This window comes from Allostreptomyces psammosilenae, from assembly GCF_013407765.1.
Taxonomy (GTDB): domain Bacteria; phylum Actinomycetota; class Actinomycetes; order Streptomycetales; family Streptomycetaceae; genus Allostreptomyces; species Allostreptomyces psammosilenae.
This window is the reverse complement of sequence record NZ_JACBZD010000002.1, coordinates 335,988-357,497: the sequence shown is the minus strand read 5'-3', so window position 1 is coordinate 357,497 and position 21,510 is coordinate 335,988. Positions and strand designations below refer to the sequence as shown.

General features: G+C 73.5%; 15 protein-coding genes and 1 tRNA gene. 10 read left to right on the top strand and 6 right to left on the bottom strand.

The window, feature by feature from the left end; translation table 11 throughout:
- Window positions 1–224: 224 nt before the first annotated feature.
- Window positions 225–992, top strand: coding sequence for a 5-formyltetrahydrofolate cyclo-ligase (locus FHU37_RS23795; RefSeq protein WP_312892822.1), 768 nt, complete (start codon window positions 225–227; stop codon window positions 990–992).
- A gap of 102 nt (window positions 993–1,094) precedes the next feature.
- Here FHU37_RS23795 and FHU37_RS23790 read toward each other — a convergent pair whose 3' ends face one another.
- Complete coding sequence (locus tag FHU37_RS23790; RefSeq protein ID WP_179816722.1) at window positions 1,095–4,073, bottom strand: penicillin acylase family protein; 2,979 nt, start codon at window positions 4,071–4,073, stop codon at window positions 1,095–1,097.
- Window positions 4,074–4,989: 916 nt separating this feature from the next.
- Here FHU37_RS23790 and FHU37_RS23785 point away from each other — a divergent pair.
- The 3 genes from FHU37_RS23785 to FHU37_RS23775 all read left to right on the top strand — a co-directional run bounded on the left by FHU37_RS23785 (window position 4,990) and on the right by FHU37_RS23775 (window position 9,315).
- Window positions 4,990–6,894, top strand: coding sequence for a potassium/proton antiporter (locus FHU37_RS23785; RefSeq protein WP_179816721.1), 1,905 nt, complete (start codon window positions 4,990–4,992; stop codon window positions 6,892–6,894).
- A 495-nt stretch (window positions 6,895–7,389) separates the two neighbouring features.
- Window positions 7,390–8,823: an MFS transporter gene (locus tag FHU37_RS23780; RefSeq protein WP_179817325.1), complete on the top strand. Its 1,434-nt coding sequence runs from the start codon at window positions 7,390–7,392 to the stop codon at window positions 8,821–8,823.
- 141 nt (window positions 8,824–8,964) lie between these two features.
- Window positions 8,965–9,315: an FmdB family zinc ribbon protein gene (locus FHU37_RS23775; RefSeq protein WP_179816720.1), complete on the top strand. Its 351-nt coding sequence runs from the start codon at window positions 8,965–8,967 to the stop codon at window positions 9,313–9,315.
- 198 nt (window positions 9,316–9,513) lie between these two features.
- Here the strand turns inward: FHU37_RS23775 and FHU37_RS23770 are convergent, their stop codons facing one another.
- Both FHU37_RS23770 and FHU37_RS23765 read right to left on the bottom strand, forming a co-directional pair.
- On the bottom strand, window positions 9,514–10,434 hold the full coding sequence (locus tag FHU37_RS23770) for an SDR family NAD(P)-dependent oxidoreductase (RefSeq protein WP_179816719.1): 921 nt from the start codon (window positions 10,432–10,434) through the stop codon (window positions 9,514–9,516).
- Between the two features lie 153 nt (window positions 10,435–10,587).
- Window positions 10,588–11,202 carry a TetR/AcrR family transcriptional regulator gene (locus FHU37_RS23765; RefSeq protein ID WP_179816718.1) on the bottom strand — a complete coding sequence of 205 codons (615 nt, stop codon included), beginning with the start codon at window positions 11,200–11,202 and terminating at the stop codon, window positions 10,588–10,590.
- Between the two features lie 83 nt (window positions 11,203–11,285).
- Here FHU37_RS23765 and FHU37_RS23760 point away from each other — a divergent pair, with 83 nt between their 5' ends.
- The 3 genes from FHU37_RS23760 (at window position 11,286) to mscL (ending at window position 14,920) form a co-directional block, all read left to right on the top strand.
- On the top strand, window positions 11,286–12,068 hold the full coding sequence (locus tag FHU37_RS23760; RefSeq protein WP_179816717.1) for a cysteine hydrolase family protein: 783 nt from the start codon (window positions 11,286–11,288) through the stop codon (window positions 12,066–12,068).
- A 472-nt stretch (window positions 12,069–12,540) separates the two neighbouring features.
- Window positions 12,541–13,194 carry an RcpC/CpaB family pilus assembly protein gene (locus tag FHU37_RS23755; protein ID WP_218904773.1) on the top strand — a complete coding sequence of 218 codons (654 nt, stop codon included), beginning with the start codon at window positions 12,541–12,543 and terminating at the stop codon, window positions 13,192–13,194.
- A 1,264-nt stretch (window positions 13,195–14,458) separates the two neighbouring features.
- Window positions 14,459–14,920: a large conductance mechanosensitive channel protein MscL gene (mscL, locus tag FHU37_RS23750; RefSeq protein WP_246451262.1), complete on the top strand. Its 462-nt coding sequence runs from the start codon at window positions 14,459–14,461 to the stop codon at window positions 14,918–14,920.
- 14 nt (window positions 14,921–14,934) lie between these two features.
- Here mscL and FHU37_RS23745 read toward each other — a convergent pair whose 3' ends face one another.
- A complete protein-coding gene (locus FHU37_RS23745; RefSeq protein WP_179816489.1) occupies window positions 14,935–15,165 on the bottom strand; it encodes a hypothetical protein in 231 nt (76 codons plus the stop codon).
- Between the two features lie 247 nt (window positions 15,166–15,412).
- Window positions 15,413–16,381, bottom strand: a complete 969-nt coding sequence (locus tag FHU37_RS23740; protein WP_179816715.1) for a sigma-70 family RNA polymerase sigma factor — start codon at window positions 16,379–16,381, stop codon at window positions 15,413–15,415.
- A 517-nt stretch (window positions 16,382–16,898) separates the two neighbouring features.
- Between FHU37_RS23740 and FHU37_RS23735 the strand changes: the two genes are divergently transcribed.
- The 3 genes from FHU37_RS23735 to FHU37_RS23725 all read left to right on the top strand — a co-directional run bounded on the left by FHU37_RS23735 (window position 16,899) and on the right by FHU37_RS23725 (window position 20,216).
- A tRNA-Arg gene (locus tag FHU37_RS23735) sits at window positions 16,899–16,971 on the top strand.
- A gap of 303 nt (window positions 16,972–17,274) precedes the next feature.
- Window positions 17,275–18,684 carry a family 2B encapsulin nanocompartment shell protein gene (locus FHU37_RS23730; RefSeq protein ID WP_312892821.1) on the top strand — a complete coding sequence of 470 codons (1,410 nt, stop codon included), beginning with the start codon at window positions 17,275–17,277 and terminating at the stop codon, window positions 18,682–18,684.
- Between the two features lie 125 nt (window positions 18,685–18,809).
- The gene (locus tag FHU37_RS23725; protein WP_312892820.1) at window positions 18,810–20,216 is read left to right on the top strand and encodes a family 2B encapsulin nanocompartment shell protein; all 1,407 of its coding nucleotides are present in this window, start codon (window positions 18,810–18,812) and stop codon (window positions 20,214–20,216) included.
- A 90-nt stretch (window positions 20,217–20,306) separates the two neighbouring features.
- Here the strand turns inward: FHU37_RS23725 and FHU37_RS23720 are convergent, their stop codons facing one another.
- Complete coding sequence (locus tag FHU37_RS23720; protein ID WP_312892819.1) at window positions 20,307–21,374, bottom strand: cation diffusion facilitator family transporter; 1,068 nt, start codon at window positions 21,372–21,374, stop codon at window positions 20,307–20,309.
- Between the last annotated feature and the right edge of the window lie 136 nt (window positions 21,375–21,510).

Genomic DNA, 21,510 nt, shown 5'->3' with positions numbered 1-21,510 from the left:
ACGCCGGCATCCGGGGAGGCGCGATGCCCCGTCCGTACGCTTCGCAAGGCCCGCACGCCGCGCGCGTGCCGCACGGCGACAGTACGTCCACCACGGCCCGCGAGCCGGGCATCCCGGCCCGGCTCGGCGAGCCTGCCCAGCCCGGGGCCGAGGCAGTCCACCGCGAGGGCGCGGAGCCCGCCCCGGCGGACCCCTCCCCCGCGGCGCCGCGGGACCCTCGGGCGGTGAACGACAAGCGGGCGCTGCGGTCACGGCTGCTGGCCGACCGCCGGCGGCGGGCCGTCGGCGACGGCGCGGCCGACGCCTCCCGGGACGCGGCCCGGCGGCTGGCCCGCCTGCTGGAACTCCCCGAGCTGCCCGGCGACCGCACCACCCCGCGGGCCGCGCCCACCGGGGCGGCCGGCGCCCCCGACGACGCCGCGCCCGGCGCCGCGCCGACGGTCGCCGCCTACGCCTCCTTCGGCACCGAGCCGGACACCTTCGCGCTGCTGGACGCGCTCGCCGCGCGCGGCACGCGCGTGCTGCTGCCCGTGCTGCTCCCCGACCTCGACCTGGACTGGGCCCGCTACGAGGGCAGGGAGCGGCTGGTCAGCGGGGACGCCGGCATGGTGCGGCCGGACGGGCCGACGCTCGGGCGCGAGGCGGTGCTCGGCTGCGCGGCGGTCGTGGTGCCCGGGCTGGCGGTGGACGAGCGCGGCGTCCGGCTCGGGCGCGGCGGCGGCTCCTACGACCGGGTGCTGGAGCGGCTGGCGGAGCAGCGGCGGCGCGGCGGGCGGCACGTGCCGGTGATCGTCCTGCTGCACGAAGGGGAGGTGCTGGAGCGGGTGCCGGCCGAGCCGCACGACCGGCCGGTGGACATCGCCGTCACCCCCTCCGCGGTGCACCGCTTCCCCCGGCCGGCCGAAGCGGAGGCGGAGGCTCCGGACGTGGACGCTCCCGCCGACGTGCAGGCGCCCGCCGCGGAGGCGGGGCCGGCCGGGGCCGCCGGCTGACGCCGGAACGACGCGACGGGCCCCGGCCGGAGGTTCCCGGCCGGGGCCCGTCGCGTGCCGCCGGCGGCGTGGCGCCCGCTCAGACGGCGCCCGGGGCGTCGGTCACGGCGTCAGGGTCAGCCGGTCCCGGGCCACCGCACCCACCGCCTGCTCGGTGAACGGCCAGGCGAGCAGCCGGCCCTCCTGCCACAGCGCGGTCTGGTCGTCGTAGTTGTCGTGGAAGGCGTGGCCGCTGGCGCCGGTGACGTTGATCCACCGTGAGATGTCCAGGTCGCTGAGGTCCACGACCATGCGCATCGACGGCACCCAGTTGGTGGCGTAGCCGGCGGCGGCGTTCCAGCCGGTGGCGTTCACGGCCGCCGAGCCCCCGCCGACCTCGTACGGGCCGCGGTTGAGCAGCGACTCCACCGGGGTGAGCCCGGAGACGCCCAGCGTCTGGTTCTCCAGGTCCAGGGCGTGCAGCCGGCCCCAGCTCCAGTCCTCGATGTTCTTGCCGATGCGGGCGGTCAGCTCGTAGCGGGCGTCCTGGAGGGCCTGGGCGAGCGCCGCGTCGCGGTCGGTGGTGACCGACGGGTCGACGTCGATGTCCCACCACGGGCTGTCGGGCTGCTCCAGCAGGGCCGCGACCACCGCGTACCAGCGGTCGCCGCCGTCCGGGGCGGCCGAGAGCGGGTCGCGCAGGCCGCACTCGTTGACCGGCAGGGCCTCGCCGGACAGCTCGTCACCGGGCGCCCCGGCGGTGTCCGGGATGACCAGCGGGCACTCGTCCTCGGAACGCAGGCTCGCCGGGAACTTGTCACTGAAGACCCGCAGCAGCAGGTTGCGCCAGACCGCGTTGTAGTAGGCGGCGGCCGCCGAGTCCGCGTCCTGGGTGTGGTCCCAGTCGCGCAGCAGGTCCTGCGCCTCGCCGACGTAGGGCTCCGGCTCCTCCACCGGGATGTCGAGGAGGTACGGGACGAGGGTGGCGGCCATCTCGTTGACCGTGTCGTTCTGCATGGCCTGCATGTCCTCGGCGCCGATCGGCGTGCCGGCGTCGATCTTCCGCTGGATCATGTCGGTGATCCGCTCGGCGCGCGCCCCGTAGGCCCAGTCGGCGGTGAGCAGGTAGGGGTAGTCCTCGCTGGGCGAGGCGATCACCGGGTTGTTGGCGGTGACGATGAAGCCGCGCTCGGGGTTGTACTCGTAGGGCAGGTCCTCGAAGGGGATGGTGCCGGTCCACTGGTAGGCCGGGTCCCAGCCCGGGGAGGGGTAGGTGCCGTCGCCCTGGCCCCGGACCGGGATGGTGCCCGGGGTCTGGTAGCCGATGTTGCCCTCCACGTCCGCGTAGATCATGTTCTGCGCCGGGGCGTCGAACGCCTCGGCGGCGGCGCGGAACTCCTCGAAGTCGGTGGCGCGGTCGACGGCGAACAGGGCGTCCATGGTGGTGCCGGGGGTGAGGGCGGTCCACTTCAGGGAGACCGCGTAGCCGTCCCGCCGGTCCGGCGCCGAGTCGGGGGCGGGGGCGTCCTGGCCGACCCGCCGCAGCTCCTCGCTGCGGTCGGAGAGCAGCGGGCCGTTGACGGTGGAGCGCACGGTGATGGTGCGGTCGTCGCCGCCGGCCACCTCGATGGTCTCCTGCCGGACCTCGTCGAACTCCACCTGCTCGCCGTCGTAGAGGTAGGTGGTGTCGGTGATCTGCTCCAGGTAGAGGTCGGTGACGTCGGCGGCGAGGTTGGTCATGCCCCAGGCGATCGACTGGTTGTGGCCGATCACGACGCCGGGCACGCCGGCCAGGCTGTAGCCGCTGACGTCGTACGGGCAGGCCTGCCCGACCTCCCGGCAGTGCAGGCCGACCTGGTACCAGACCGAGGGCATGGACGGCGCCAGGTGCGGGTCGTTGGCGAGCAGCGGCCGGCCGCTGGTGGTGTGTTCGCCGGCCACCACCCAGGAGTTGGAGCCGACCGACTGGGCGCCACCGGCGCTGACGTCGGTGATCCGCTCCAGGGCCCGCAGGGTGCCGGTGAGCGGGTTCCAGCCGCCGGCGCCCTCCTCGGCCGACGTGCTGGTGGTCGACGTGGTGGTGTTGGTCGTGGAGGTCAGCGCGCCGGTGGAGGAGAGCGCGGACAGGCCGGTGGCGGCGTCGCCCGCCGGTTCCGCGCCCGCGTCGCCCGCCGGGGACGACTCCTCGGTGGAGGCCGGCTGCCCCGACTCCCCGGACGTCGGGCCGTCGGAGGAGGCCGGGCCGTCGGAGGCCCCCGGCGCGGGCTGCTCGGTGGCGTCCTCGGCCGGGGCGGCCGCGGCGGAGGAGTCGGGGGCGTCCTGCGGGTCGGTGGCGTCCGCCGCGTCGCCGTCCTCGGGGGTGAAGGAGCCGCCGTCGCCGTCCACGGAGCCGCCCGCCACGATCGACGGGTGGGTTGAGTAGTCGTACCCGGGGTAGAGGGCGTCGATTTCCGCGGGCGTGTACGAGGCGCTGAGCAGTGCCCGGTCGATCTCCTGCTGCATGTTGCCGCGCAGGTCCCAGGCCATGGCCTTCAGCCACGCCACCGAGTCGGTCGCCGTCCACGGCTCCGGCTCGTAGTCGCGGTTGGTGAAGCCGAGCAGGGCGTACTCCAGGGACAGGTCGCTGCCCGAGTGCGCCTCCAGGTACGCGTTCACGCCGGCCGCGTACGCCTCCAGGTTGCGCACGGTGTCGTCGCTGAGGGTCTCCTCGACCTCCTGCTGGGCGACCCGCTGCATGCCGAGGGTGCGCAGGAAGGCGTCGGTCTCCACCTGGTCCTCGCCGAACATCTCCGACAGCCGGCCGGAGGTGATGTGCCGGCGGACGTCCATCTCCCAGAACCGGTCCTGCGCGTGCACGTAGCCCTGCGCCCGGAAGAGGTCCTCCGCGGTGTCGGCGTAGATCTGCGGGATGCCGTTGGCGTCGCGGACGACCTCCGCCGGCGCGCTCATCCCGGGCAGCCGTACCTCGCCGCTGGTCTGCGGGTAGGACGCGCGGACCGTGCCCGCCGCCCACCAGCCGCCCGCCGCGACGGCGGCCACGAGCAGGAGTACCAGGAGGACCACGATCAGGCGGGCGCGTCGGAAGGTTTTGGAGGCGGGCATCTGAGTCCTTCTACAGGTCCGTTTCTGCACCGGCGCGGAAGGCTCCGCGATCGGGCCCCGGGCGCGAGGAGGCACGGCGCGCCCGCGGCGGCCGAGACTCGGCGCTCGAGGTGGAGCAGGGCAACCCTACGGGCTCGGGCCCATCCGACCCCAAGCGGTGCCGGTGGCCCCGGGTATCCCCCGGGGCGGCCGTCCCCCGGCCGCGGGCCTGACGCCGCCACACCCCGCGCCGCTGCCCCCGCACCGCCCGCCCCTGCGCCGCCCTGTGCCGCTCGTCACGGGCCGCTGTAGCGGTTGGCAGTGGCGGAGCTATACCAAGAGCGGGTAAAATGATTGTTGAGGCCAACGAACCATCACCTGATGGTACGTCATGCACCTGAGCATCCGTCCGCCCCAGCATCACCGCCGCCCTGCCCGCCCGCCGACCCTCCCCACCGGCCCGCTCCACCGCAGCCAGCGACCGCCCACCTCCGCGCCCCCGTCGGGCCCCCGGCCCCGCCGCCACCGCCGTCCACCCACACGGCGGAGCGAACCGTCAGGTTCACCACCAGCGACGGCCCCGAACCGTCCGGCGGCCCCGGCGACGCACGACCAATGTGACGTCAGCGGAGTCGTTGAGGCCCGTTTGGCGTGAAGGGTCCGTAAGGTCGGATAGGTCCGCAAGGTCCGTCACACCCGTCAGGCCGGGTGGTGGTGTCGGGCGGCACCAGCCAGCACGGCCCGGCAGGGCTCCACACGGCCAGGCGGAAGGAACCGCCACGGCCGCCGGACCGCTGCCGCGCCGGCCGTCGGCCTCCCCCGCCCCCCGGGGCCGCGACGACGGTGCCCACACCGCCGCCGCGGCCCCGACCACGCCCCGACCGGGCCCGCCCACGGGTGAACCCCCGGCCACTACGGAGACGAGAGGTGCCCCCGAGTGACCGTCGACCAACTCAACACACTGCTGGTGCTCGCCGCCGCCGTACTGCTCGTCGCGGTGGCCGCCATCCGCGTGTCCTCCCGCACCGGCCTGCCCAGCCTGCTGATCTACCTCGGCATCGGGGTGCTGATCGGCGTCGACGGCCCGCTGGGCATCGCCTACGACAACGCCGCGCTCACCCAGGTGCTTGGCTACGCCGCCCTCATCCTGATCCTCGCCGAGGGCGGCCTGACCACCCAGTGGACCGCCATCCGCTCCGCGGTGCCCGCCGCCGCCGTGCTCTCCACCGTCGGCGTCGGCGTCAGCGTCGCCGTCACCGCGGTGGCCGCCCACTACCTCACCGGCATGAACTGGCAGCTCTCCCTGCTGATGGGCGCCGTCGTCTCCTCCACCGACGCCGCCGCCGTCTTCTCCGTGCTGCGCCGGGTGCCCCTGCCACGCCGCCTCACCGGCCTGCTGGAGGCCGAGTCCGGCTTCAACGACGCGCCGGTGGTCATCCTCGTCGTCGCCTTCTCCACGATCGGCGACCACGGCGCGGGCGGCGAGCACAACTGGTGGCTGCTCCCCCTGGAGATCGGCCTCGAACTGCTGATCGGCGTCGCGATCGGCGTGGGCGTCGGCAAGCTCGGCGCCCTCGCGCTCCGTCAAGTGGCCCTGCCCGCCTCCGGCCTCTACCCCATCGCCGTGATGGCGCTCTCCGTGCTCTCCTACGCCGGCGGCGCGCTGCTGCACGGCAGCGGCTTCCTCGCCGTCTACCTGACCTCCCTCATCCTCGGCAACTCCCAGCTGCCGCACCGCGGCGCCACCCGCGGTTTCGCCGAGGGCCTCGCCTGGCTCGCCCAGATCGGCCTGTTCGTGCTGCTCGGCCTGCTGGTGACCCCGCACAACCTGGGCGGCGTGATAGTGCCGGCGATCGTCGTCGGCCTCGCCCTGGTGCTGCTCGCCCGCCCGCTCTCCGTGGTGATCAGCCTGGCCCCGTTCCGGCTGCCCTGGCGGGAGCAGGCCCTGCTCTCCTGGGCGGGCCTGCGCGGCGCCGTGCCCATCGTGCTGGCGACGATCCCGATGGTCGCGGAGGTGCCCGGCGCCGGCCAGGTGTTCAACACCGTCTTCGTGCTGGTCGCCGTCTTCACCCTGGTCCAGGGGCCGACGCTGCCCTGGGTCGCCACCCGGCTCGGCATCAAGGACCCGACGGCCGGCGAGGAACTCGCGGTGGAGGTCGCGCCGCTGGACCGGCTCGGCGGCCACCTGATCACCGTCGCCGTCACCCCCGGCTCCCGGCTGCACGGCGTCGAGGTCAGCGAACTGCGGCTGCCGCCGGGCACCGCGGTGACCCTGGTGGTCCGGGAGCAGCGCTCCTTCGTGCCGGAGACCAGCACGGTGCTCCGCAAGGGCGACGAACTGCTGGTCGTCACCACCGACGCGGCGCGCGAGGCCGCCGAACGCCGGCTGCGCGCCGTCAGCCGCGGCGGCAAGCTCGCCGGCTGGCTCGGCAGCGCCGCCACCAGCGCGGCCGGCGCCAGGCCCCAGGGCCAGCCGGGCACCCGCCGCCAGCAGCGCACGGACCGGCCGCGGCCCACCCTCGGCGACGGCACCTCGTCCGCCCCCGGCACCCCCCAGGAGCCGGGCGCATCCGGCGCGTCCGGCGCACCCGGCGAGTCCGGCAGCCCCGGCACCACTGGGACGCCGGGGCCGTCCGGCCGGCCCGGACCGTCCGACCGGCCCGGACGGCCCGGCCCCGCCCCGCGGAAGCCCGGACGGCGGGAACCGCCGCACGGCACGGCCGACCGCGCCGAGCCGGCACCACGCGGCGACCGGGCCGGGCTCACCCGGGAGACGTCCGGACCGACCGAGAGCCTGGGCAAGACCGGCACCACCGAGACGGCCGGGACGGCCGGGGCCTGAACAGGCCGGTGCACCCTTTTCGCTACCATGCACCAGTAAGGCCAACGATGTCGGGTATCGGCCCTCGCGCCGGTACCCGTCCTCGTGCCGGCACCGGCCCACACGCCACAGCCGGCTCCGCGCCGACGCCGGCCGCACACCGCCGCCGGCGTCCACACCCCCACCCACACAGCTCGAACCGCAACACCTGCGCCTGACGCAGGGCCGGCGCGACCGCCCGGCGGCCGACCCCCACCTGCTCGCCCTCCTGCCGGTAGGACGGGGGCTGACGGTATCTACCCCGGTCGCGCACAGAGGACGGCCCTCGGCGCGCCGGAGGGACGCTCCCGCGCGCTACCAGGCGCCCGGAGGGCACCCGTGTCGACCACGACCCGGCGTCCGGCCGCCGTTCCCACCCCCGGAACGGCCGGCCCCACCGGCGGCCCAGAGGCCGCCGAGACACCCGAACCGACCGAAGCGCCGACCGGCACCACCCGCGCCGACGCCCCCGCGCCCGTGCCCGCGGCCGATCCGCGGCCCTTCGGCTACGCCCGGCTGCTGCGCACCCCGGGCGCGTGGCGCTTCCTCCTGCCGGCCTTCGTCGGCCGGATCGCCTACGCCATGCTCACCATCGGCATCGTGCTGCTGGTGAGCGACACCACCGGCTCCTACGGGACCGCCGGCGCGGTGGCGGCGGTGACCGCGGCCTGCCAGGCGCTGGTCGGCCCGCAGACGGGCCGGCTGGCCGACCGCTTCGGGCAGGCCCCGGTGCTCGTCCCAACCGTGCTGCTGCACGGCGCCGCGGTGACGGCCCTGACCCTGCTGGCGCTCGGCGGCGCGCCGACCTGGTCGCTGTTCGCCGCCGCGGCGGCTGCCGGCGCCAGCACCCCGCAGATCGCCCCGATGGTGCGCACCCGCTGGGCGGCCCGGCTCGCCGGCGGCCCCGTGGACGGCACCGCGGGCGGCGGCCCCGGCAGCCCCGGCGCGCGCCGGCTCACCACCGCGTTCTCCTTCGAGTCGGTGGTGGACGAGTCCACCTTCGTCGTCGGCCCGGTGCTGGCCACCGCCCTGGCGACCGGCTGGCACCCCGGCGCGGCCCTGGCCGCCGAGGTGCTCCTCACCGCCGTCGGCGGCCTGTTGTTCGCCGCCGAACGCTCCTCCGCACCGGCCCCCACCCGCCGGCCGGCACCGGCGGGCCGCCACCGGCCCACGGCGGGCGAGCCCCACTCCGCCCCGCCGCCCTCGACCCCGCCCCGCTCCGCCCAGCCCCGGTCGGCCATCGCCATCCCGGCGGTGCGCCTGCTCGCCCTGGTCTTCCTCGGCATGGGCTCGATCTTCGGCTCCATCCAGGTGTCCATGACGGCCTTCACCGAGGCGGCCGGCACCCCCGGGCTCGCCGGCGTGCTGTACGGCGTCTTCGCCGGCGGCAGCATGGTCGCCGGAGCGGTCTACGGTGCCGTGCACTGGCGGACGGAGCCGCGGCGGCGACTCCTGGCCACCCTGTCGCTGCTCACCGCAGCCGCAGCGGCGCTGTGGACGGTGCAGGGCACCGCCGCGCTGGGCGGGCTGGGCCTGCTGTGCGGGCTCGCCATCGCGCCGTCGCTGATCACCGCCTACACCCTGGTGGAGGCCGTCGTGCCGGCCACCGTCCGCACCGAGGCGTTCACCTGGATGACCGGCTCGGTGGGTCTCGGCCTGGCCGCCGGCTCCACCGTGGCCGGCCGACTGGCGGACGTCCTCGGCCCGACGGCGGGGCTGGTCGTGCCGCCGGTCGGCGCCGGCGCCGCGCTGCTGGCGGTGCTCGTGTTCGGCCGCCTGCTGCGAACGCCGTCGACACCGGCCCGCCGGATCGCCGGATCGGGCGCCGGGACGGCCGCCGGGGCAGCCGCGGGTGGACAGGCCGGGACGGCCGCGACCGGCAATGCCCCGGCCGCCGCGGACGGGCGGTGACCCGGGCACGGGAGGACCGGACCGCGGACCCCCACCCGTGGCGAGGGTTGCGTCGCGGGGCGTCAGTGGACTATCGGGCGCGAATGCTGCACCATGGAGCATCATTAGCACTCATTAGATGAGAGTGCCAGGAGGAACAGAGTGCCGACCTACCAGTACCAGTGCACCGAGTGCCGCGAGGGGCTCGAAGTGGTGCAGAAGTTCACCGACGACGCGCTGACCGAGTGCCCGAACTGCAACGGGCAGCTCCGCAAGGTGTTCTCCGCGGTGGGCGTCGTCTTCAAGGGCTCCGGCTTCTACCGCACGGACAGCCGTTCGTCCTCCGGCTCCGGCGGGAGCAAGTCGAGCTCCAGCTCCACGACCTCCTCCTCGTCCTCCTCCTCGGACAGCTCGTCGAGCGGCTCCAGCGGCTCGACGTCGTCGAGCTCGTCGAGCACCTCCTCGACCGGCGCCTCGTCGTCCAGCACCACCAAGGCCAGCTCCGCCGCCTGACCCGGGGCCCGTACCGGCGACGCGGCGGCCCGGCCGGCCCCGATCGCCCCGACCCGATCGGCCGGATCGGCCCGGCGACGGCGCCCGCGGCCAGGCCACCCGAATCCGCCCCGGGCGGCGCTCGGCTCGTTCACCCGGTCGCCCCGGGCCGGCTCACCACGCCGCCCCGGGGCCTTCCGCGTTCCCGCCCCGCCGGCGCTACGCCGCCCCCGCCTCCGGGCCCTCGCCCGGCCCCTCTCCCGGTGTCGGCAGGTCCGCGCCGGCCGTCGGGGCGGGAACGGCGTGCTCCGCGGCCCGGCTGACCTGCTCCCACCCGGCCCAGGTGGCCATCCGCTGACGGGCGAGGTCGAACGCCAGGTCGTACACCATGCTGCCGAGCAGCAGCCGCAGCGGCGGCTCCTCGCTGTCCACCAGCTTCATCAGCGCCTCGGCGGCCAACCGGGGCTCGCTGTCGACCGAGCCCTCCGCCCACTGCCTCTCCAGTTCGGCACGGAGCGGGGCGTAGGCGTCGAGCGGTGTGGTGGCGCGCATGCTGGTGTACAGGTCGGTCCAGTAGCCGCCGGGCTGCACGATGGACACCTTGACGCCGAAGGGGGCCGCCTCCATCGCCAGCGCCTCGCTCATGCCCTCCAGCGCGAACTTGCTGGCGCTGTACAGGCCGGTGCTGGGGAAGCCGCCCAGCCCGGCGATGCTGGAGATCTGCACGATGTGTCCGGCCCGCTGCTCGCGCAGCCGCGGCAGGACGGCCTGGGAGACCCAGAGCGCGCCGAAGAAGTTGGTCTCCAGCTGCGCGCGGGCCTCGTCCTCGGTGAACTCCTCGATCATGCCCATGGACATCGTGCCGGCGTTGTTGACGACGACGTCCAGCCGGCCGAAGTGACCGGCGGCCGTCGCCACGGCGGCGAAGACCGCGGGCCGGTCGGTGACGTCCAGCTCCAGGGCCAACAGGCGTCCGTCGTGCTCGGCGGCGAGCCGGTCGAGGCCCGCCGTGGTGCGGGCGGCGGCGGCCACCCGGTCGCCGGCCGCCAGGGCGGCCTCGGTGAAGGCCCGGCCCAGCCCGCGGCTGGCGCCGGTGATGAACCAGGTACGGCCGGCGGCGGTGGTCGGCTGGGTGCGCATGGGTGATCTCCCGCTCTCGATGCGAGACGGACCGTCTCGGTTCGTCTGGGGTCGACTATGCGGTCGCTCCGCCCGCTTGTCAAGACGCTCCGTCTCGTCTCGCCTAATACGCCCCTGACCGGGCCCCGACAGGCCCGGCTGGACGCCCGCCGGTCAGCGCGGCCGGACGAACGTCCGCTCGTACATCAGCGCCAGATGATCCCCCAGCAGCCCCGGCGACCAGCGCCGCTCGACCACGAGCGCCTCCACCAGGTCCGAGGAGATCAGCGCCCACAGCATCTCCGTGGCACCGTCGACGGTCCAGGGCGGCGCGAGGCGCTCCTCACGCTCCAGCCACTCGGCGATCCTGCGGCAGTGCTCGAGCTGGGAGGCGACAGCACGCTCGTAGTGCAGCGCGGCGTCGTCGTCGTGACGGCGGACACGCCGCACCGCCTGGTCCACGGCGAGGACCCGCGGGTGGTACCTCCCCAGGTGCCGGGCCCACTCCCGCAGCGCCGCGACCGAATCGGGCGCGTCCCACACCCGGTCCAGGGACCGGTACAGCCCCTCCTCCTCGGCCAGGTAGTCGAACAAGGCCGTCACCAACTCGGTGCGCGAGGCGAAGTGCAGGTAGAGGCCGCGCCGGGAGACCCCGACCCGCTCCGCCACCTTCGACATGGTCAGGGCCTCCAGGCCCTCCTCCTCCAGGATGGCCCGGGTGGCGGCCAGCACCGCCGTCCGGGTGCGCCGGCTCCGGGCGTTCCGCGGCGCCTCGATCGGTCTGGTCACCCTCCCATCCTTGCACGGAACTACTCGCGATGTGTACTTTCGCCAAGTGCACAGCATGTGAAGTTCCATGGGAGGAGCACGCCATGCCCGAGTACGCCCCCACCAGCACGCAGGACCGACGGCGACTGACCCTCGCCGCACGGCCGGAGCCGCTCACCACCACCCTGGAGGAGACCGCGGTCGTCGTCGTGGACATGCAGAACGACTTCGGCGCCGAGGGCGGCGGCGTCCACCTCGGCGGACACGACATCTCCGTGGTGCGCGCGGCGATCGAACCCACCGCCCGGGTGCTGTCCGCCGCCAGACGAGCCGGCGTTCCGGTGATCTACCTCAAGCACGGCTACCTCCCCGACCTGTCCGACATGGGGCCGCGCGACTCCAAGAACTGGATCGTCCATGCCGCCGCCCGGGTCGGACAGCCCGTACCGGCGCCCGACGGCACCCAGGGACGCGTCCTCGTCCAGGACACCTGGAACACCGAGATCCTGCCGGAGCTCGCCCCCGAGGCCGGCGACATCGTCCTGCGCAAGAACCGCTTCAGCGCCTTCTACGGGACCGACCTCGACGCCACGCTCCGGCGGCTCGGCGTCCGAACGATCGTGGTCACCGGCTGCACCACCAGCGTCTGCATGGAGTCGACCATCCGGGACGCGATGTTCCGCGACTACCTCGCGGTGCTGCTGGCCGACTGCACGGGCGAGCCGCAGGGCCGGGCGCACCACGAATCGTCCCTGGTACTGGTCGAACGGCTCCTGGGCTGGGTCTCGGACTCCGAGAGCCTGCTGCGCGCCCTCGCCGAACTCCCCACCGACCTGCCCGCCGACGTGCGCGCCGAGCTCCCCACCGACCTGCCGGCCGCGGGCTGACCCCTACCGCTCCCCCACCAACCACGCAAGAGGGGTCAACCGATCTGTGGACAACTCTGCCGCTCCGCAGGACGGTCCGCGCCACCGCGACAGAGTTATCCACAGGCCGCACAACCCTCCTTGTCCCGCACCACACCCCGCCCCGACGCTGGAAGAGCGCCAGAAACCTGGCGCTCCACGACCGTCGGAGGCACCCATGACCAGCCCGTCCATCCCGCGCCGCCCGCACGCCCAGGCACCCAGCACCCGGCCGCCCACAGCCTCGGCGTACCTCGGGGCATCTCCCCCGCCGCCGCCGCACCGCGCCGCTCCCCCGGGCGCACCACACCGGGCGGCCAGCTCGGAGGCGGGCCTCCCTCCCGCACTCTGGCCACCGGCCACCGAGACCGCCGTCCCGCCCGCCCGTCCACCGCTCCCCCTGCTGCCTCCCGTCCGAGGACACGGCGGGGCGCTCTGCCGGGTGCGGGCAGCCGTGTCCCGCCGCCGCCGGCCGCTGCTCGCCATGCTGCTGGCCGTCGCGGCGCTGTTCGCCCTCTCCCTCCCGCGGCCGAGGGACGCCCCCGCCACGGTGGCGGTGGTCACGGCGGCGCGGGACCTCCCCACCGGCCGGCTGCTGACCCACGCCGACCTCACCACCACCCACCTGCCCTCCACGGCGCTCCCGGACGGCGCGCTGCGCGACCCACCAAGCGCCGAGGGACGCCTACTGGCCGCCCCCGCGCGACGCGGCGAGGTCATCACCGACCACCGCCTGCTCGGCGAAGGGCTGCTCCGCGAGTACGCCGAGGCGGCCGGAAGCGAAACGGTGGCCGCCCCGGTGAGAATCGCCGACGGCGCGGCCGCGTCCCTGCTCACCCCCGGTGACGTGATCGACGTCCTGGCGCCCACATCCACCGTGGGCTCACCCGGCGCCGCCCCTGGCGCCGAGGTGGTGGCCAGTCGCGCGACGGTGATCACCGTGCTGACCGGCCGGGAGAGCACCGCGGCGGGGGACGGCCTGATCGGCGGCGCCGGCGGCGACCCCGATCCACTCCTCCTGCTCGCCGTCTCGTCCGAGACGGCCACGGCCCTGGCCGGCGCCGGCTCCCACGCAGGCCTGGCCTTCGCCCTCCACGGCCGCGAGTGAGACGCCACATCGACCGCGACGGCGTGAAGGTCCGGCACGGAATGAGCACTGCCACGGAAGGCGGGGCCAGATGACGAAAGACGGGTGGTGAGGCGGGACGGGAGTGAGCAAGGGCTGGACTGAGCTTGTTCGGTGACTGCACAGGGGCGCAAGCCGCACGCCACACGCCACGACGGGTGAGACAGCCCGAGGCCGGGTGGCGGGTTCTGGGATGGCCCCCTGTGGGGTGGGTTTGGGTACGCCGCCGCAGCACCCCTCCGGGGAGCGAGCGGCTGTTCAGAGACCGGGGTCACCAGGGGCTGGGAGAAGGAAGTCAGGGAGAGAGGAGAGCCGGTAGGTCCGTCTGGCCAGCGTTGGGTCCCTGTTGGGTGGGGTCTCGGTTGGGGTTGGGCGGGGTTAGGCGATCTAGGTGAGGCTGGTTCCCGCAGGCGGGGAGGCCAGGGCTGGGGCCGGTTGGCCCCAAGGCCGAAGCCGATCCGGGCGAGGGTGGCCAACAAGGCTCCGGTTGGGGCTGGGGTTGCAGGCGGGCGCCGGGGCTTGGGATTCGAAGGCTTGGGGTTCGAAGCGAGGTGCCGGGGGTTGCGAGCGAGGGTTGGGTGCGGGATGGGCGAGGACGAGCCTGAGACTTCGAGCTGATCTTGTCGGGGTGAGGTGGGGGGCGGGGGGCGGGGCGAGGTGGGGGGCGGGGCGAGGTGGGGGCGGGGTCGGCCCAGCTCAAGGCCAGGTGGTGGGTGGGATAGGTGGGTGGGGGAAGGGGAGCGGTCCACGCAGGGGCGGGGGGGCGGGGGGAGGGGGAGGGGGAGGAAAGGGAGGGGAAAGGGGAAGCGGGGGCGGAGGAAAGGGGAAGCGGGGGCGAGGGAAACGGGAAGGGGCATGCGCGGGGAGAAGTGGGAAGCAGGGGAGGGCGGGGTGCGGCCTGCGGGCCTGGGTGGGTCCGGCTGAAGGGCAGAGCGGGCCCTGATGAAGGGCAGAGCGGGCCCTGATGAAGGGCAGAGCGGGCCCTGATGAAGGGCCCCACTCGGCCGCCGGCCACCCTTCAGGGGTCACTCCTGCGGGTGAACCAGCCGGGGAGATGATCAGGCGATCACCCACGAATTCCCAGGGACAAGAGAGCGTCCCGACCCCACCCACAGAGCCGTGGCCCCCGCGATCGCCGCCTCGGCGCTCGACACGCCACGGGCCCGTGCCCTTAGGGTTTCACGGATCCGTCCGCCCCCACGGGGCCGGCGGGCCCAGCGCACCACGAACAATGCAGAGGTTCCACATGCTCAAGGGTTTCCGGGATTTCCTGATGCGCGGGAACGTCATCGATCTCGCCGTCGCGGTGGTGATCGGTGCCGCGTTCACCAGGATCGTCGACGTACTCGTCAAGGGCGTCATCAACCCCGTCGTCGGGGCATTCGGCAGCACCAGCCTCGACGGCTACCACTGGTGCATCAACGGCCCGTGTGCCTACTCCGGCACGGAGGTCACCGAGGGCGTCGCCATCATGTGGGGCGCGCTGCTCGGGGCCACGCTCAACTTCCTGATCACGGCCGCCGTCGTCTACTTCATCATCGTCGGCCCGATGCGCCGGCTGACTGAGCTGCGCAAGCAGGAGAAGGCCGCCGAGGCGACGGTCACCGTCACCGAGCTGTCCGTGCTCACCGAGATCCGCGACCTGCTGGCGGCGCAGCGCCAGGAGGCGACCGGCGAACTCCCCGAGCAGGCGGCGCCCCGCCCGTAGCGGCGGTCCGGGCCCTACAGGTGGTGCGGGGGCTTCTCCCGCAGAAAGCGATCGAGGTCGGAAGCACCGTCCTCGCCGCCCCCCGCGCGCTCGCCCCAGCCCGCGTCGGTGTCGTCCCGGGTCTGCCCGTCGAAGGGATCCTCGAAGACGAACGCCGCCCGCCGCAGCCGGTGGTCCCGCTCCCTGGCCTCTCGCTCCTCCGGGCCGCTCCGTCCGGCCCGATCGTCCCCGCGCTCCGCGCCCATCACTCGCTCTCCGTTCCCACCGCTCGTCCACGCTCCGTCCACGCGGCCGGGTGGCCTCAGCAGACCCAGTGGTCCCGGCCCCCGGCGTCGACGGTGGAACGACGGTAGAACACCGCGGCCCCCGGCCCGGCGCACGTCGGTCCCGGGGGTCGCCTCCGTCACACCCCCCAACACGGTCGCGGTGGCCGCGACCTCCCCCTACCCTCACCGCGAGTCCCGACCGGGTACCCGGGTGCCCCCGGCCGGCTCAGGCGGCCTCGAATCCCTGCCGGCGCGCCATCTGCTTCAGCTCCACCAGGGCGTGCTTCTCGATCTGCCGGATCCGCTCCCGGGTGAGGCCGTGCAGCTTGCCCACCTCGGTCAGCGTGCGCTCGCGGCCGTCCTCGATGCCGTACCGGGCGCGGATGATGGACGCCGTCCGCTCGTCCAGCCGCTCCACCAGGTTGGAGAGCTCCTGCCGGCGCATCATGACCATCACGGCGTCCTCCGGCGACTGCGCGGAGGTGTCCTCCACCAGGTCGCCGAACTGGGTCTCGCCCTCGTCGTCCACGGTCATGTTCAGGCTGACCGGGTCACGCGCCCAGTCCAGGACGTCCTTGACCCGGGACGCGGGCGCCTCCAGCTGCACCGCGATCTCCTCGGGCTCCGGGTCCCGGCCGAGCTCGCGCGCCAGTTCGCGCTGCACCCGCCGGATGCGCCCCAGCTCCTCGACCAGGTGCACGGGCAGCCGGATGGTGCGCGACTGGTCCGCTATGGAACGGGTGATCGCCTGGCGGATCCACCAGGTCGCGTAGGTGGAGAACTTGTAGCCCTTGGCGTAGTCGAACTTCTCGACCGCGCGGACCAGACCGGCGTTGCCCTCCTGGATCAGGTCCAGCAGCGGCAGGCCGCTTCGCGGGTAGCGCCGGGCGACGGCCACGACCAGCCGCAGGTTCGAGCGGATGAACAGGTCCTTGGCGCGATCCCCGGCCTCCGCGAGCCGCTCCAGTTCCTCGTTGGTGACGCCGTCCAGGCGCTCGCCATCGTCCAGGAGCTGCCGCGCGAAGACGCCGACCTCGACCGCCTTGGCCAGCTCGACCTCCTGCTCGGCGTCCAGCAACGGCGTCCGGGCGATCTCGTCCAGGTACATGCCCACCAGATCGCGGTCGGCCTCGACAACATCGCGGACAGTACTGGTGCTCTCGCGCTTGGTTCGGGCAACGGCACGGGTGGCCATGCGTGCTCCTCAATCAACTCCACGGCGACGAGTCCGGTTGACTCGTGCAACCGCCACGGATAACGATCCGAACCGGGACAACATTCCCGAGTCGCTCACTTTTCTCAGAAGATGCGTTATGCTGCGCCCTTCCGCCCCGGGTCGTCACCCGAGGCCGGAGGTTCTGTCCCTCTCCGTGACCGAGCCGGGCAGCCCCGGAGCGCCGGCCACGCGGGCGACTACCCCCTGCGTCGTTCCCGGACGGGCGACCGGGGGTGCCGACCCCCGGCACCTCGTCGTGCCGCGGGCGCTCACCCCTGCGCTTGCCCCATCCCCGCCCGTTCATCCCTTCGGACGAGCGATGCCGGGCATTGGTTCCCCGGCGCCGCCGTGGCCCCGCCGCACACCTCACCAGCCCCCGACGCCAGGCCGCCGAGCGCGCACGGACGGCGGCGTCCCGGAAGCCCGGGCACCGCAGCGCGGCCGGCCGCCGATCCGCTAGCCTGTCCTGCGGGCGTCCGCCAGGGCGCCGATCCCCGCCCCAGTAGCTCAGGGGATAGAGCACCGCTCTCCTAAAGCGGGTGTCGCAGGTTCGAATCCTGCCTGGGGCACAGCAGGGGCTCGTCCTGCCGCCGCGCGGCGGCAGGGGCGGGCCCCTTTTCGTCGTGGGCAACCCGATCGGCCGTCGGAACGGCCGGGATGGTAGGGGTTCACCGCGGGGCGCCGATCCACTCATCGAATTGTTCACCCAATCGAGTGAAGAGCATCGCCCTGGGCGAGACGGCACGCCTAGCCTGACTCCGGATGATCACCTGGATTGATGATCGTAGAATCCGAGTCGTCGGGGACCGAATCGCCGGGTGGTCATTCGCTGCGAATATCCGCGCGTATGAGCGATTGACTGAGGTGGGCCTGTGACGCGGTCGGTGGAGTCGGATGCGGGTTTCGAGGAGGGGCGGGCCCAGTTGAGCCTGGGCACGGCGGCGGCACGCAATCTGTCGACGACGACGAAGTCCGTCCCGCAGATGCAGGGCATCTCCTCGCGCTGGCTGCTGCGCGTACTGCCCTGGGTACAGGTCTCCGGCGGAACCTACCGGGTCAACCGCCGACTCACCTACACCGTCGGAGACGGACGCATCACCTTCTCCAACACCGGCAGCGAAGTACGCGTCATCCCCCCGGAACTCGGCGAACTCCCCATCCTCCGCGGATTCACCGACACCGCCGTACTCGAAACCCTCGCCGACCGATTCACCCAACACGAGTACTCCGCAGGCGACGTCATCGTCGAAGCCGGCCAGAGCGCCGACCGCGTCTACCTCATCGCCCACGGAAAACTCAACAAACTCGGCACCGGAAAGTACGACGACCTCACCGTCCTCGGCGTCCTCGCCGACGGCGAACACTTCGGCGACGAGACGCTCACCGGGCCGGCCAGCACCTGGGCCTACAGCATCAAGGCGCTGACCCGCACCACCGTGCTGTCGCTGACCCGCGAGGCGTTCCAGGAGATCAGCGCGCGCTCCGAGACGCTCCGCGGCCACCTGGACGCCCTCGCCGCCGCGCCCGCCCCGGCACGGAACAAGCAGGGCGAGGCGGCGATCGAGGTCGCCTCCGGGCACACCGGGGAACCGACCCTGCCCACCACGTTCGCCGACTACGAACTCAAGCCCCGCGAATACGAACTCAGCGTCGCCCAGACCGTTCTCCAGGTCCACACCAGGGTCGCCGACCTCTACAACGAACCCATGGACCAGATCGAACAACAGCTCCGACTCACCATCGAAGCCCTCCGCGAACGCCAGGAGAACGAACTCGTCAACAACCCCGAATTCGGACTCCTCCACAACGCCGACCTCAAACAACGCATCCACACCCGCAGCGGCCCCCCCACCCCCGACGACCTCGACGAACTCCTGGCCACGGTGTGGAAGGACCCGTCGGTGATCCTGGCCCATCCCCGGGCCATCGCCGCCTTCGGCCGGGAGTGCAACAAGCGGGGCATCTACCCGCAGGCCATCGACTTCGGGGGCCATTCGGTGCCGGCCTGGCGCGGCGTTCCGATGCTGCCGTGCAACAAGATCCCGGTGACCGGAACCCGCACCAGCTCCATCCTGGCACTGCGCACCGGCGAGGAGCGGCAGGGCGTGATCGGGCTGCACCAGACGGGGATTCCGGACGAGTACCAGCCGAGCCTGTCCGTGCGCTTCATGGGCATCAGCGAGAAGGCGATCATCTCCTACCTCGTCACCGCCTACTACTCCGCCGCCGTCCTCGTCCCCGACGCCCTCGGCATCCTCGAGGACGTCGAAGTCGGCAACTAGCCGAAGGCGCCCCGGGGGTCAGGGCGCCGGTTCGGGTGCGGTTCCGCCGCGGCAGGCGCGGCGGAACCGCCGGCCAACCAGGCCTACTTCTCATTACTGACGACCAGGATTGGTGGGGTGTTGTCGTGACGCGGTCGGTGGAGTCGGATGCGGGTTTCGAGGAGGGGCGGGCCCAGTTGAGCCTGGGCACGGCGGCGGCACGCAATCTGTCGACGACGACGAAGTCCGTCCCGCAGATGCAGGGCATCTCCTCGCGCTGGCTGCTGCGCGTACTGCCCTGGGTACAGGTCTCCGGCGGAACCTACCGGGTCAACCGCCGACTCACCTACACCGTCGGAGACGGACGCATCACCTTCTCCAACACCGGCAGCGAAGTACGCGTCATCCCCCCGGAACTCGGCGAACTCCCCATCCTCCGCGGATTCACCGACACCGCCGTACTCGAAACCCTCGCCGACCGATTCACCCAACACGAGTACTCCGCAGGCGACGTCATCGTCGAAGCCGGCCAGAGCGCCGACCGCGTCTACCTCATCGCCCACGGCAAACTCAACAAACTCGGCACCGGAAAGTACGACGACCTCACCGTCCTCGGCGTCCTCGCCGACGGCGAACACTTCGGCGACGAGACGCTCACCGGGCCGGCCAGCACCTGGGCCTACAGCATCAAGGCGCTGACCCGCACCACCGTGCTGTCGCTGACCCGCGAGGCGTTCCAGGAGATCAGCGCGCGCTCCGAGACGCTCCGCGCCCACCTGGACGCCCTCGCCGCCGCGCCCGCCCCGGCACGGAACAAGCAGGGCGAGGCGGCGATCGCGGTGGCCTCCGGGCACACCGGGGAACCGACCCTGCCCACCACGTTCGCCGACTACGAACTCAAGCCCCGCGAATACGAACTCAGCGTCGCCCAGACCGTTCTCCAGGTCCACACCAGGGTCGCCGACCTCTACAACGAACCCATGGACCAGATCGAACAACAGCTCCGACTCACCATCGAAGCCCTCCGCGAACGCCAGGAGAACGAACTCGTCAACAACCCCGAATTCGGACTCCTCCACAACGCCGACCTCAAACAACGCATCCACACCCGCAGCGGCCCCCCCACCCCCGACGACCTCGACGAACTGATCTCCCGACGTAGGAAGACGCGGTTCCTCCTCGCGCACCCGCGGGCGATCGCGGCGTTCGGCCGGGAGTGCACCAAGCGGGGCGTCTACCCGCAGTCCACGGAGGTCGAGGGGCACGCCGTGCTGGCCTGGCGCGGAATTCCCCTGCTGCCCTGCGACAAGATCCCGGTGACCGGGACCCACACGAGTTCCATCCTGGCGCTGCGCACCGGCGAGGAGGACCACGGCGTGATCGGGCTGCACCAGGCGGGTATTCCGCACGAGTACCAGCCGAGCCTGTCCGTGCGCTTCATGGGCATCAGCGAGAAGGCGATCATCTCCTACCTCGTCACCGCCTACTACTCCGCCGCCGTCCTCGTCCCCGACGCCCTCGGCATCCTCGAGGACGTCGAAGTCGGCAACTGATCGACGGCGCCGCCCGGCGCCCCATCGAGTGCCCGTGGTCCGCGCGGCGCCGCCCGGGCCCGACGGTTCCCCCGGCCCGACCGGGCGGGATCAGGGCTCGGGGCGGGCGCCGCGCGGTCGGCGGTCCCGCTCCGCGTCGGCCACCATCCGGTCGAGTTCCCGCCGTTCGCGGAGGGCACGGCCGCGGTCGGCGCGGGTCGCCTCGGTGATGTCCAGGAAGATCTGCTCCAGGGCGGGCCACCGCTCGGCCAGCTCGTGCTTGATCCGCACGGCGGCCTCCTCCACGTGCTCGCTCTCCAGGCCAGGCTCCAGGTCCACGCGCGCCGCCAGCAGGATCGTGTCGGGCCCCAGTCGCATGGTGAGCAGGGCCGTGACGGCGTCGATCTCCGGCTGGCGCTCCAGGAAGTCGGCCACGGCCTGGCGCAGTGCCGGGGCCGCCGCCTCGCCGACGAGTTCGTCGCGGGCGTTGCGGCCGAGCCGGTAGGCGACGTACATCAGCAGCAGCGCGATGCCGAGCGAGGCGGCGGCCTCCCAGGCGGCGGCGCCGGTCAGCAGGTGCAGACCGATGCCGCCCATGGCCAGCAGGACGCCGAGGACGGCCGTGGCGTCCTCGGCCAGGACGGTCCGCAGGGCCGGTTCGTCACCGTGCCGCAGCTCCTTGGAGAACCGGCGGCCCGAGGCGGCGGCGTGGCGACGGACCTGGAACAGGGCGCGGGTGAGCGAGATCCCCTCGGCGCCCAGCGAGACCAGCAGCACCACCAGGGCCACGGCGTAGCCGCCGTGGGGCTCCGCCTGGGGTGCGCGCAGGGCGTTCAGCCCCTGGTAGAAGGAGAAGCAGCCGCCCATCACGAAGATGCCGACGGCGGCGAGCAGCGACCAGAAGAAACGTTCCTTGCCGTAGCCGAAGGGGTGGCGGGCGTCCGGTCGGCGCCGGCTGCGGGTGAGCGAGGTGAGCAGGAACACCTCGTTCAGGCTGTCGGCGACGGAGTGCGCGGCCTCGGAGAGCATGGCGGGGGATCCGCTGACGAGTCCGCCGACGACCTTGGCGCAGGCGATGGCCAGGTTGGCGGCCAGGGCGACGAGGACGGTCCGCCGGGTGTGGACGGTGTCGCCGCCGCCGGGTGGCCGGGGGGCGGGCGGCGCATGCGGATCCTCCACGGTCGGCCTCCTCCTCTCCTCTGGTCCTCCTTCCCCGGCCGCGTGGGCGGGGCCTGTCAGCGGAGTGGCTACCCGGCGCCCGCCGTGGCACGCCTGTGCGGACGGCGGCCGGTGGAGGTGTGGCGGCCGGCGGCCG

Excerpts from the sequence above, each read along its gene's own strand:
- FHU37_RS23760 (WP_179816717.1), top strand. The coding sequence starts at position 11,286 with ATGCCCGAGTACGCCCCCACCAGCACGCAGGACCGACGGCGACTGACC.
- FHU37_RS23770 (WP_179816719.1), bottom strand. The coding sequence starts at position 10,434 with ATGCGCACCCAGCCGACCACCGCCGCCGGCCGTACCTGGTTCATCACC.
- mscL (WP_246451262.1), top strand. The coding sequence starts at position 14,459 with ATGCTCAAGGGTTTCCGGGATTTCCTGATGCGCGGGAACGTCATCGAT.
- FHU37_RS23745 (WP_179816489.1), bottom strand. The coding sequence starts at position 15,165 with ATGGGCGCGGAGCGCGGGGACGATCGGGCCGGACGGAGCGGCCCGGAG.
- FHU37_RS23740 (WP_179816715.1), bottom strand. The coding sequence starts at position 16,381 with ATGGCCACCCGTGCCGTTGCCCGAACCAAGCGCGAGAGCACCAGTACT.
- FHU37_RS23790 (WP_179816722.1), bottom strand. The coding sequence starts at position 4,073 with ATGCCCGCCTCCAAAACCTTCCGACGCGCCCGCCTGATCGTGGTCCTC.